This is a genomic window from Acetobacter sp. P5B1 (assembly GCF_018811985.1).
GTDB lineage: Bacteria > Pseudomonadota > Alphaproteobacteria > Acetobacterales > Acetobacteraceae > Acetobacter > Acetobacter cerevisiae.
In genome coordinates, this window is sequence record NZ_JACRVS010000042.1 from 1 (window position 1) to 12362 (window position 12362).

Sequence of the window (12362 nt, forward strand, 5' to 3'; positions counted from 1 at the left end):
CTTCCTGTGGAAGCCGAAGCTACGCATTCCCGATATCTACGAAAATCCTGCAAACCAGAAAGCATTCGGGCAGCTTCTCGATACCTGCCTGTGTTGCAATACCGACGAGCACGTGGTCTCGGCCATCCACGCGATCGATGCCCGGAAGATAAAAGGGCTGGGACCAGCCGTCGCCAATCTGCTGTATTTCCTGCATCCTACGATCATGCCGCCTTTCAATACGGCAATCGTGAACGGCTATAACGCCTTAACCGGATCAAAGATGAAGTTGGGCCGATGGGAGGAATATCTTGCCATGCGGCAGGGCATTCTGAAGCTGAATGCGACCTATCGTTCGCTGCTGTCCAATGATCTGGGCGCTATCGGAGGACTGCTGTTTGATCTCGGAAGCGGACGCTATACAGCGCCACCTCTCAATGATGATGAAACAGCGCGGAAACTCTGGGAAGCCGATCTTCACCAGGTGAGGGAGCAGAGCGCAAAAGAAGCCCGGATACTCGCCGCAGAGCGGGAAACGGATCACACCCATACCGAAATTCAGGGTTGGCTTCGCGATCTGGGGCTTTCCCTAGGGTATGATGTCTGGATTGCTGCCAATGATCGTGGCCGTCCATGGCAGGACGGTAAATTGGGAGATGGCTGTCTGTCGATGTTGCCGGGGTTCACGACGGAAACGCAGGGAGCGGAATCCGTGCGCCTGATCGATGTTCTGTGGCTCGGTCGGGAAAGCCACAGGATTGTGGCAGCCTTCGAGGTTGAGCATTCAACGACCATCTATTCCGGCATCGTGCGGATGCTGGATCTTGCTCTCGGGTCAGAGGCGCAGGCCCTGGAGGGACTGTTCCTTGTTGCGCCGGATAAGCGGGAAGCCGATGTGCGGGAACAACTGCGGCGACCGGCTTTCAGCAGGATTGCCGATCTGAAAGTCCGGTATCTGCCTTACGGGGCGCTTGAGAAGGATCGTAAGGCCATTGAGCGCTTTGGGCAGGGTATGAAACCCATTCAAGCTATATCCCATCTGCTGATCCCTGCGTGAAAATCTATGCTCTTGTAATGAACGGGTCATCGCTTCGTGTGGGTTCCTGTCGCGGATAGGCATGCCTTCCGAACGAAATAGGCAATCTGCTTTTATCGAAGTCTCAGGGCATTGAGCCGCAGTGCGTTTGTCACGACGGCCAGGGATGACAGGGCCATCGCGCCTCCCGCGAACATGGGCGACAGCGTAAGGCCAAAGACGGGATACAGGACTCCTGCGGCAAGTGGAATGCCGATCCCATTGAACAGGAAGGAGAATGCCAGATTCTGCCGGATGTTGCGCATCGTTGCCTGTGCCAGGCGGCGGGCGCGTACCAGTCCGGCGAGGCTGCCTTGTGCCAGTGTCATCCCAGCACTTTCGATCGCGACATCGGTGCCTGTGCCCATGGCGATTCCGATATCGGCGGTGGCCAGGGCCGGCGCGTCGTTGACGCCGTCGCCCGCCATGGCGACACGGGCTCCCTTGTGTTGCATGTCACGAATGATTGCGGCCTTGTCCTCAGGCTTGAGGTCGGCATGCACCTCGTCGATCCCCGCCTGACGGGCGACGACTTCCGCAGTCCGGGCGTTGTCGCCCGTCAGCATCACGATCCGCATGCCGACTGCGTGCAGTGCCGCGATGGTCTCCTTCGCGTCGGTCTTCAACGGATCGGCCACGACCAGCAACCCAGCGGCCTGTCCGTCGATGCCGACGAACATGACGCCCGCGCCCTCCGCCCGGTGGCTGTCCGCGACAGGGATCAATGCTGACGCATCGATGCCCTGCTGCCGCATCTGGGCCTGGTTTCCGACGACGACGGCATGCCCGTCCACGGTGCCGGTCACGCCCAGGCCGGTCTGAGAGGCGAAATCCCCGACCGATGCGGCTTGAAGGCCCTGCGCCGTCATCGCGGCGACCAGCGCCTGGGCCAGCGGATGCTCGGACTGCGTTTCCAGTGATGCCGCCAACCGCAGGACGATGCTGGAATCCCATGCACCTGATGTTTCGGTCGCGATCAGCCGGGGCTTGCCTTCCGTTACGGTGCCGGTCTTGTCGATCACCAGCGTATCGACCGTATCCAGCGCCTGCAGTGCTTCGGCGTTGCGAACCAGCACGCCGGCTCGCGCCCCGCGTCCCATGCCGACCATGATCGACATCGGAGTGGCCAGGCCCAGCGCGCACGGGCAGGCGATCACCAGGACCGCAATGGCGTTCAGCAGTGCGTGTCCGAAGCGCGGTTGCGGACCGACCAGAAGCCAGACGACGAAGGTCAGCAGGGACACAAGCACGACCAGCGGCACGAACCAGCCGGAGACCCGGTCCGCCACCGCCTGGATCGGTGCCCGTGTACGCTGCGCAGCCGCCACCATGCTGACGATTCGGGCCAGCATCGTGTCCGAGCCAACGGCCTCGGCCGTCATCAGCAGGCTGCCGGTGCCGTTGATGGTTCCGCCCGTCACCTTGTCACCCGGGCCCTTGGCGACAGGTGCTGGCTCTCCTGTCAGCATGGCTTCGTCCACGCTGGAGCGCCCGTCCATGACGGTGCCGTCCACCGGGATGCTTTCCCCCGGCCGGATGCGGAGCCGATTGCCGGGCACGATCTGGGCCAGCGGTACGTCGTCCTCGCGATCCTGCGCGCCGACCCGGTGTGCGATTTTCGGTGCGAGATCCAGCAGGGCGCGAATGGCGCGACTGGTACGGGCGCGGGCGCGCAGTTCCAGGACCTGCCCGGCCAACACCAGGACCACGATAACACCTGCGGCTTCGTAATAGACTGGGACCGACCCGTCATGCATGCGGAAGGCAGCAGGGAACAGGCCAGGGGCTACTGTCGCGGCGATGCTGTAGAGAAAGCCCGCGCCGACGCCCAGCATGATCAACGTAAACATGTTCAGATGCCGGGTGCGGAGAGACATCCAGCCGCGTTCGAGGAACGGCCAGCCGGCCCACAGCACGATTGGTGCCGTAAGCGCCAACTGAATCCAGTTCGTCAGGCCGCCATCGAAAAATGCCAGCCCTCCCATATCCGCCGCCATGGCGATGACGACGAGCGGGACCGCCAATATGCTCGCTCCCCATAGGCGCCGGCTGAAATCCACGAGTTCCGGGTTGGGCATGTCGGCGTCGGATGGCTCCTCCGGTTCCAGCGCCATGCCGCAGATGGGGCAGGAGCCGGGGTGATCCTGTCGGATCTGGGGGTGCATCGGGCAGGTCCAGATCATCCCGGCCCGCCTGGGCTGAGGCTTGATGGGCGTCGTGTCCGCCTTGTGCAGGTAATGACAGGGGGCGGCCTCGAACTTTGTCTGGCAGTGCGCGCTGCAAAAATACCAGGTCCGGCCATCATGGTCGGCATGATGCGTCGCCGTCGCGGGATCGACCGTCATGCCACACACAGGATCCTTGACCAGGTGCGCGTCAACTCCGGTCGCTGCCGGGGTGGGACCATCTCCATGGAGATGGGACGCGCAAGCTGCTGTATTGTCGTTCGTCATGAAGCCCCCTTGCTTGTGGCCGCCAGCCGCGGCGTCGAAGTATGCCATAATCGCTTGCACTTCAAGGTATGCCCCGGTAGGGTATATCGCAATGAGGCAGTCACGGGTAAAGATTTTACAGGGCCTGAAACGGGTCGAAGGTCAGGTGCGTGGCATCCAGAAAATGGTGGACGACGACCGCTATTGCGTGGATGTTCTGCTTCAGCTTCGGGCCGCCAAGGCGGCGTTGCATCGGCTCGAGGGGCTTGTTCTGCGCGAACATATCGCGGGCTGCGTTGTAGAGGCGATCGAATCCGGCGATCCGGTGGAGCGTCAGGAAAAGATCGGAGAACTGATCGAAACGGTCAGCAAGATAACGGGGTAGACGTGCAAGGGATCGGCGCGACACGGTTGGGACGGTTGCTGGCCTGCCTGCTTCTGCAGGTGGGGCTGATGCTGGCGTCCATCATGCCGGGTCATGCCGCCACGGTGTCTTCTACAGTTGCTTTGGTTACCCAGCCGATGGTCGACATGCCAGGGATGCAGATGCCATCTCATGCGGATGCGGCGACCGCACATTGCAATCATGAACCGTGCCACGATCATCACCCATGTCATCATTGCGGCGATTGCTGTGTCCAGGGTTCCTGCGTCGCCAATTGGCTGATGCCACCATCCGTGACCAGGGCGTTTGATTACGCAGGTGTTACCGCGCCTTTCGGCATGTCGCGCTCAGATCGCATGGTCGGCCGTGCGTTCGCGCCCGCCCTGCCGCCGCCCAGACAGATGGCCTGATTCTGTTCTGACAGTCTCAGGGCTGGTCATGGACCTATGACCGGTTCCGCCTTCTCTCTTTTGCGGACTATTATTCATGTCAATACGATCACTTACGGGACGGGGCGCGATCACGCGCCGCCGTTTCGTCATCGGGACGGGCCTGTGGGGGGCGGCGCTGGCCGTCCCGCAGCGCAGCGCGGGCGCCTACGCTCCGGTCTATACACCGGCGTCGGGTCGGCCCGACCCGCTGCCTGGCACCCGTTTCGACCTTACGGTCGGTTCTGTGCCGGTCAATATCACCGGTGCGCGCATGCACGCGGTGGGTGTGAACGGCTCCACGCCCGCGCCGATCCTGCGGTGGCGTCAGGGCGACACAGTCGAACTGAATGTCACCAACCGGCTGGATGAGCCCAGTTCGATCCACTGGCACGGAATCCGGGTGCCGGCCGACATGGACGGCGTGCCCGGTCTGAGCTTTGGCGGGATCGCGCCGGGTGACACGTTCACCTATCGCTTCCCGCTGCATCAGAGCGGCACTTACTGGTATCACAGCCATTCCGGCTTCCAGGAGCAGACGGGCCTGTATGGGGCTCTGATCATCGACCCGAGAGACGGTTACGCGCAGCATTTCGACCGCGATTATGTGATGGTCCTGTCCGACTGGACCGACGTCGATCCTGAGGACATCGTCTCCAACCTCAAATTCCAGAGCGATTACTACAATTTCCGCCAGCGTACGGTGGACACGTTCTTCCGTGACGCACATCGGCAGGGGCTGGGTGCGACGATCCGAGATCGCCTGCAATGGGGTGCCATGAACATGGCGCCGACCGACATTCTGGATGTGTCGGGCATCATCTACACCTACCTGATCAACGGCCAGTCGCCTGCTGCAAACTGGACGGGCCTGTTCCGACCGGGCGAGCGCATACGCCTGCGCTTCATCAATGCATCGGCGATGACGCTGTTCGACGTGCGCATTCCCGGCCTGACGATGACCGTCGTTCAGGCCGACGGTAATGACGTGGAGCCCATCCCTGTCGATGAATTCCGCATCGGACCTGCGGAAACCTACGATGTGATTGTCGAGCCCACCGCCGATGGACCGTACACGGTCTTTGCCCAGGCTGAGGATCGTACCGGATACGCACGCGGCACGCTCGCCACCCGTCCGGGCCTTGCCGGTCCGGTCCCGCCCATGGACCCGCGCCCGCTGCGCACCATGACCGACATGGGCATGGGGAATATGGACATGAAGGGCGGCATGGCGGGCATGGAGATGGGGAGTTCGCCGGGGAAGCCCGGTGAAGCCCCTGCCAGCGGCGGCATGGACATGGATCACATGGACATGAAGGAGGCCAACAGACCCGGAGCCGCTGCGATGGATATGCCGGGCATGGCGGCTGCGTCGCGGCATAAAACAGAGCTGAAGCCCGGCGTCGCGGTGCAGAGTGTCGCCATGATGCCGATCAACCGGCTGGCGGAACCGGGCGACGGGCTGGAGAACAATGGTCGCCGCGTTCTGACATATGCCGATCTGCGGGCGACGATCTCGGGCGCGGACCCGCGCCCGCCATCGCGCGAGATCACCCTGCATCTGACCGGCAACATGGAACGCTTCATCTGGGGGTTTGACGGCAAGAAGTTCTCGGAAGCGGAGCCCATTCGTCTCACCCTGGGCGAGCGGGTGCGCTTCGTCCTGATCAACGACACGATGATGGAGCATCCGATCCACCTGCATGGGTTGTGGAGTGAACTGGAAAATGGGCAGGGCGAGTGCCGACCCTACAAGCACACGATTACCGTCAAGCCGGGTGAGCGGCTGAGTTACCTGGTCACGGCGGACGAACCCGGGCTGTGGGCGTATCACTGCCACCTGCTCTACCACATGGAGGTGGGCATGTTCCGCACGGTGGTGGTGTCGTGATCCGGGGTCTGATAGGTGGCACGGTCCTTGCCGCTGGACTGGCTACCGCGGTACCTGGCACGGGACGCGCCCAGTCAGTCCCGGCACGCCAGAGCGAAGGAACCCAGGAAGCGCAGACCGCCTCGGCTCCCGCGCCCGTGGTCTATATCAACGGCATCCAGCCGGTCATGGACCATAACATCTACATGCATGCGCTGCTCGACCAGTTCGAGGCGCGCTTTGGTGCCGATGGCGGGCAGTTCCGTTACGATGGGCAGGCTTGGTTCGGCACCGACTACGACAAGCTCTGGCTGAAATCCGAAGGCACGGTCGGCACAAACGGCAAGTTCGGTGATGGAGACCATGAGGCCCTTTATGATCGTGCTATCTCCCGGTATTTCGATGTCCAGACCGGCGTGCGTCTCGATATTGACAACGGCCCCACACGGGCCTGGGGCGCGATCGGGGTCGAGGGACTGGCTCTATATTTCTTCAATGTGGAGGCCACGGCCTATTTCAGCGACCGGGGTGCGGCGGGGCGTCTGCAGGGCTCATACGATATCCTGCTGACTAATCGCCTGATTCTCCAACCCCAGGTCGAGATGAACTTCTATTCCGCGTCCGATCGTGCGCGCGGCGTCGGAACCGGGCTGTCCGATATCGATACGGGATTGCGGCTTCGCTACGAATGGCATCGGAAATTCGCGCCTTATATCGGCGTGAGTTACTCCGGCACGTTCGGTCAGGCCGCCGACATGGCGCGTTCAAGGAATGAGCGTGTCCATGACCTGAATTTCACCTTCGGGATCAGGACGTGGTTCTGACCGCTCCTGCCCGATGTGAAGTCGTTGCGGGGCGCTCCGTGCGGCCCCGTTTCAGATAACAAAAGATAAAGAACTTACAAATGCTGACTATGAATTTCAGGTTCTCGGCCGCTCTGGCCGCACTTCTGGCCACGGTCTCGGTTGCGCATGCCCAGACCCCCGCTCCGGCACCGGCCCAGCCGCAGGGTCAGGATATGTCCGGGATGCAGGGCATGTCCGGCATGTCGGGGATGGACCACGACAAGATGAAAATGGACGGCATGTCCGGTTCCGGCATGGAGGGCATGGAGAAGGGCATGAAAATGAAGGGAAAGATGGGAGACTGTATGAAGATGAAGGGCATGAATATGTCGAACGGCCACGCCATGGCGCCGTCAGATCACAAGATGAAAATGGGCTGCGGTGACAAGGAAAGCGGCATGAAGATGCCGATGGGGCCGCAGGGCATGCCTGACGCGGTTCATCAGCGCTGATCGGGTCCTGACCGGAGCGGGGCGGCGCCATCAGCGTCGCCCCTGGAAAGGCCCAGGGAGGCACGTATGACAAGACTGATCTGGGGGTTCGCCGGTATCCTGCTGTTTGGGATCGGCGCAGGAGCGACCGTCGTTTTCGGTGGCCTGTATGATGTGAGCGCCACCTCGCCGCACTGGCGGCTGACCTATCGTGTTCTGGAAACGGCACGCCTCCATTCAATCCGGCATCACGCCGAGGGCATTACCGCACCTGTCGATCTTGAAACGCAGGCACGGCTCGTCGGCGGCGCATCGCATTTTTCGACGCATTGCGCCTCCTGTCATTCCGCGCCGGGCGTCGAGGCCGAGGATATGGCGGTGGGGATGTATCCGAAGCCGCCGGTTCTGAAGGATGTGGCGCAACGCTATACACCGGGCGAACTGTTCTGGATCCTCAAGCATGGCATCAAGATGTCGGGCATGCCGTCCTGGGCGGATCATGGTGATGATGATCTCTGGAACATCGTTGCGTTTCTCGGGAGCCTTCCGGGAATGAACAGTTCTGACTACCAGGCGCTGGTCGCCCAGGCAGGAGCAGCTGGCGGACATCATACGCATCACGACATGGATATGCCGATGCCCCGACCGTAGATGCCGCTGCGATAATTGATCGAGATCAAGGAAAATATGCCATACCCCCGTATAGTAATTTCTTATTCCTGACGACGTCCGGAAAATGGGTCGGTATGCGCTTTGCCGAGGATGATGACGTGTTGGAGAAACCATGAGGTGTTGATTTTCACCGAGAACTGGGTTCTTCCGCACTTTTCGTGATGATGTTTTTTGATTATGCGGGCTGAAGGACACGCGCCCTGAGGAGTTCGAAGCCTGCTCTTCCGAACATGGTTCGCTTGATCATTTTCAGTCGGCTGATCTGTCCTTCAACCGGGCTGGTTGTCCAAGGTGTGACAAGAGACGCTTCAATGGCAGCCGCATCCCGTTCAAGCGCGGGAATCAGACGTGACAGCAGCGTCGTCTTTCCTTCTTCCAGCAGAGCCTTCAGATCGCCTCCCGTGCAGGTGTCACCCCTTTTACAGAGCAGGGTCTGCATTTTCCTGAGCCAGCAGAGTGTGACGGCAAGGTGCGGTTCAGCTTCCAGAAGGGCAGGAACCAGCAGTCCCTCCTGTCCGGCAGATAACGGATCCTCTGCGAGAAGAAGCCGCGCAAGTCTGCGTCCCCGAGGTGCAACGACATGCGCGGAAGGAACGGGTTTCGCGGAACATCCCTGTCGCGTCGCCACCCATTTCCAGACGGTGCCATATTGTCCTGCAAAGCCCTGCTCCAGGAGTTCCCGCCATAGCTGACGACTATTGCGACATCCTTCGGACCATCTCTTTTCCAGGTGGGCTGTGTAAGGCACGAGTATGCTGCGTGACGGAACCGTTCTTTTCCATGGTGGTGCATGGCCCCGCTGAAACCAGCGCCGCACGGTTTTTCTCTCTACCCCGATCGTTGTGGCGATAGCCTGAATGCTGTGTCCCGCTGCTTTCAGGGCAAGAGCTTCCTTGAAAAGAATGTCACGCCGTTCCCCAGAGGCTGACCTGACGACCGCCTGCGCCTCTTCTGGATGCGCTCTGATTGTTTCAGATATTTTGCTTACGACCGTTGATACGTTCATCTGTCGTGTCAGGGTCCTGACAGTCGTCGTAAAACGGTCCAGAATGCTGACAAAAGCGTCTGACAGGTTCTTCAGCAGATGCCAGCGGTCTGTCACCTGAAGAGCGGATGGTGCGCCTCTGCGGCATCCGTCTGCATAAGTACCGGCACGGTCTCTGGCAATGATTTCAATACCGGGGTGGACCTGCAGCCATCGGGCAAGGGTATCAGCGTCCCGATCTGGCAGGAGGTCAATGACATCATTTTTCTCAAGATCGACCACAATCGTTCCATAGTGATGTCCCCGCCGCCATGCCCAGTCATCCACCCCCACCACACGTGTAAGGGCCGTGCCTTTTGTGGTGTTCTGCACACGTGAGAGAAGACGGCGGACAAGAGTATCCGCGCTGATGGGACAACACAGGCGCACGGTCATTCGTGCTCCAGCGGAACCGCCCAGGGTGTGGGCGATATAATAATGAAGATCGGCAAGACGTGTGGTCTGTCTGCCATGACGCACGGTTATCCCCTCGAGGGGCATGACAAACGTCCGACGTGGACAAAGCATCGTCTGGCAGAAAAAGCGCGGCACAGAAACGATCAGCGTGGCTGGACGGCCCTGCCATGGAAGATCCGCGAGTTTTCTCTGATAGAAACTGTGAATGCGTTGTGTCGGGCACTGACAGTCCGGACACACTGCACTCCGTTTTCGCAGACCGACTTCGATCTCCACTCTGTTATCCAGTGCAACAACACGACGAACGACGAGGGAACGGGGAAGATCAAGAGACCGAAGGCGTGACACTGGGGAATATCCATGAAAGTGAACGACTTTCTGGATTTCCCAGTTCCGGAACCTCAGTACAAGATACCCATCACGAAAAGTGCGGAAGAACCCAGTTCTCAACGAAAATCAACACCATGAGCGCCTTACTGACGTGTTTATCGGGCGCCTGCCGCCTAAAGCAGGATTGGGTAGGGCCAATGTCCGGAGTCGGGAATGTGATCTGGGCATCCGAACGACCGAGACGAAGGCGACTACCGCCTGTCTGCTTGTTTCCAGCAAACTGACAGGTGGGTGAGCGGAAAGACAGCGTTCAGTGAATAGAAAATAGATAAATATTGTATGAAAGATTAATTAGGATCCTGTGGCAAACTGAATTTCAGCCCCCAAATGAGCTTTAAGTGTATATGGATATATGGCCGCTTCTGTAATGGAGTTGCAAAGATCGGATATAAACGCAATTATATGATTGCATTCGTCATCAGCTAAAACAGTTCGGATACCAGTCCGCGCGCAGCAATCTATTTGTGGATTATAAAGCCGAGGATATACAACGTGTGCTCTGTTGTGTGCATAGCTCTGATACCCGTCTTCGAGCGATAAGAGCATATTGTGACGCATTGCTACCGTCTCCTCTGTATCAACTTGTTGAATAATATCTTCTACAACTCTTTGAAAAGAAGATTGAGACGGAAAATTTATTTTTGCGCAGACCAAGAATGAAATTACATTTTGCCAATGATTTTCGTATGGATTGTAGATTGATTGTAATAGTCTAACTTTCTCTTCGTTTGTTTTTTCAAGATTATTGTAAATTATATCGTTTATACACGATATCGTTTCAAATGCCCGATATGATGGCCGGATAGGTGTAAGGTTCGATGGGGTGGCAAGACGTAGTTTTTTTACATTAGATAGCTTGTTTAAGCATTCAAGAAGCTTTTGTATTGTGAGCGTTGATTTTACCTCTCCCACGCCCATTACAGTTTCAATTGGAAAGAACCTCCTCAGATCGTCGCTTTCTATTTTTGGTGTTTCGATTTCATCAAAAATAATTACATCGACCTGAGTGCTTCGTTCTTCGTCAGAAGATATTATAAATCCCTCTGAACAATTTGCGTAGCCCGGAAGAAAAGACTTCAACAAGCTCTTTAATAATCTTTCTCGATATCCTCCGTATTCTCCAGGATGATAAATAGCTTCAGAAGAATCATCGGTAAAAATTTCCTGGGTTGTTCGCCCGAAATGCAAACGAAAATTCTTGGCTTTTTCTCTTACTAAGCGGTCTATCGCTGTGGTCATGACTTACTCCTCTAGAAATTTCTAATGATGAATTTTGCAATCTTTCGTTGGAACATTCAGAGTCCCACCACAGTTTCCGTGTTAACGCGATCCGCGCCAAAGTCAGCATGACGATAATATGAAGGGTATTCCTCTGACAAACCACAGAGCCGTCGAATGTCCGCTTTCCGGAAGAGTGGGATTTCCTGCAATGTCCGGTGTGAGGGCGAAAGCTGTAAGTCCGCTTTGCACACGGCAAGCGGACAGGCTGCTTACGCCCTCATATCGTGCATACGTACCGACGAACAGCTTTCCGCACAGCAGACATGAGCAGCAAGGTGCATCTTGCTCGAGTTGGGCCGATTACGGAATGTCTGGTTCGGGTTTTTCTGTGCAAATTGTTGCCGATGGGGCATGTCCGAAAGCATCTCTGAACAGGTTCCGGCACATTTTCAATCCGACGGGGTTTTCCGTACAATCGCGTCCATGCGAATGCCGGAAAGCGGGGTCCGCGCCGTGTTTCTGACGGAATTACGTGCCTCCTATCGGGAAACATGTGTTTTTCGATAGGAGGATTACGGAAACGCTGCGAGGACAATCGAATGGCCGAGGTGTAGTGTATAGGCAGCATTTCGGTTTGGGGAAGGAAAGCAACGATGCGGCCGCTAGACGGCGGACAAAATTTGTTTATTACGACTTTCGCTAACAACGTTTTTCAGAGGCGAGTAAATGCAAAATAACCTTAACATTAGGGGTGAGCCGATCCAGTCGGTATATTCTAGCTTTCGGAAAAGCCAATATGTAGTCAACCGTCGGTATCAGCGAAAGCTGGTTTGGAAAAAACATGAAAAACAAAGATTCATTGATTCTATAATAAAACAATTTCCTGTTCCTCTTTTTCTTGGCGTATCCTTTCATGATATAAAAAAAGGCACATGCTTCGAAATACTAGAGGGTGTTATGTACTTTCTGGCGTAAGTGTTCCAGAACAGATGGATGAATACTGCCCGCAAACCGTATCCGTCTGATATCAGTGACGAAGAGTGGTCTCTGATTGTTCCATACCTCCTTTTGATGAAAGAAGATGCGGACCAGCGACACCATAATCTGAGAGAGTTGTTCAACGGTCTTCGGTATGTGATCCGTTACGGCATTGCATGGCGTGCGATGCCGAACGATCTGCCGCCATGGACTGC

At 57.5% G+C, this 12362-nt stretch carries 11 protein-coding genes; 8 read left to right on the top strand and 3 right to left on the bottom strand.

The window, feature by feature from the left end; all coding sequences use genetic code 11:
• On the top strand, positions 1-1036 hold a 1036-nt coding region (locus KP703_RS14590), incomplete at its 5' end, for a type II restriction endonuclease (protein ID WP_215755452.1).
• A 92-nt stretch (positions 1037-1128) separates the two neighbouring features.
• Here KP703_RS14590 and KP703_RS14595 read toward each other — a convergent pair.
• Positions 1129-3555 carry a heavy metal translocating P-type ATPase gene (locus KP703_RS14595; RefSeq protein ID WP_166318898.1) on the bottom strand — a complete coding sequence of 809 codons (2427 nt, stop codon included), beginning with the start codon at positions 3553-3555 and terminating at the stop codon, positions 1129-1131.
• Positions 3556-3598: 43 nt separating this feature from the next.
• Here KP703_RS14595 and KP703_RS14600 point away from each other — a divergent pair, with 43 nt between their 5' ends.
• The 6 genes from KP703_RS14600 to KP703_RS14625 all read left to right on the top strand — a co-directional run bounded on the left by KP703_RS14600 (position 3599) and on the right by KP703_RS14625 (position 8096).
• Positions 3599-3871 (top strand): metal-sensitive transcriptional regulator, encoded by a 273-nt coding sequence (locus KP703_RS14600; protein WP_062106135.1) that lies wholly within the window; start codon positions 3599-3601, stop codon positions 3869-3871.
• A 68-nt stretch (positions 3872-3939) separates the two neighbouring features.
• Positions 3940-4281 carry a hypothetical protein gene (locus KP703_RS14605; RefSeq protein ID WP_231866452.1) on the top strand — a complete coding sequence of 114 codons (342 nt, stop codon included), beginning with the start codon at positions 3940-3942 and terminating at the stop codon, positions 4279-4281.
• A 76-nt stretch (positions 4282-4357) separates the two neighbouring features.
• The gene (locus tag KP703_RS14610) at positions 4358-6190 is read left to right on the top strand and encodes a copper resistance system multicopper oxidase (protein ID WP_099349045.1); all 1833 of its coding nucleotides are present in this window, start codon (positions 4358-4360) and stop codon (positions 6188-6190) included.
• The gene (locus tag KP703_RS14615; protein WP_062268971.1) at positions 6187-6993 is read left to right on the top strand and encodes a copper resistance protein B; all 807 of its coding nucleotides are present in this window, start codon (positions 6187-6189) and stop codon (positions 6991-6993) included. Before KP703_RS14610 ends, KP703_RS14615 begins: the two co-directional genes overlap by 4 nt.
• Positions 6994-7073: 80 nt before the next feature.
• Positions 7074-7466, top strand: a complete 393-nt coding sequence (locus KP703_RS14620) for a hypothetical protein (protein ID WP_166318904.1) — start codon at positions 7074-7076, stop codon at positions 7464-7466.
• A 66-nt stretch (positions 7467-7532) separates the two neighbouring features.
• A complete protein-coding gene (locus KP703_RS14625) occupies positions 7533-8096 on the top strand; it encodes a cytochrome c (RefSeq protein ID WP_166318907.1) in 564 nt (187 codons plus the stop codon).
• Between the two features lie 196 nt (positions 8097-8292).
• On the opposite strand, the gene KP703_RS14630 is transcribed toward KP703_RS14625, so the two are convergent.
• Positions 8293-9906 carry an ISL3 family transposase gene (locus tag KP703_RS14630; RefSeq protein WP_081500468.1) on the bottom strand — a complete coding sequence of 538 codons (1614 nt, stop codon included), beginning with the start codon at positions 9904-9906 and terminating at the stop codon, positions 8293-8295.
• 333 nt (positions 9907-10239) lie between these two features.
• The gene (locus tag KP703_RS14635) at positions 10240-11187 is read right to left on the bottom strand and encodes a DUF6602 domain-containing protein (RefSeq protein WP_215755453.1); all 948 of its coding nucleotides are present in this window, start codon (positions 11185-11187) and stop codon (positions 10240-10242) included.
• A 975-nt stretch (positions 11188-12162) separates the two neighbouring features.
• Here KP703_RS14635 and KP703_RS14640 point away from each other — a divergent pair.
• Positions 12163-12362 (top strand): transposase (locus KP703_RS14640; RefSeq protein ID WP_215754528.1); only part of this gene is annotated, 200 nt, incomplete at its 3' end.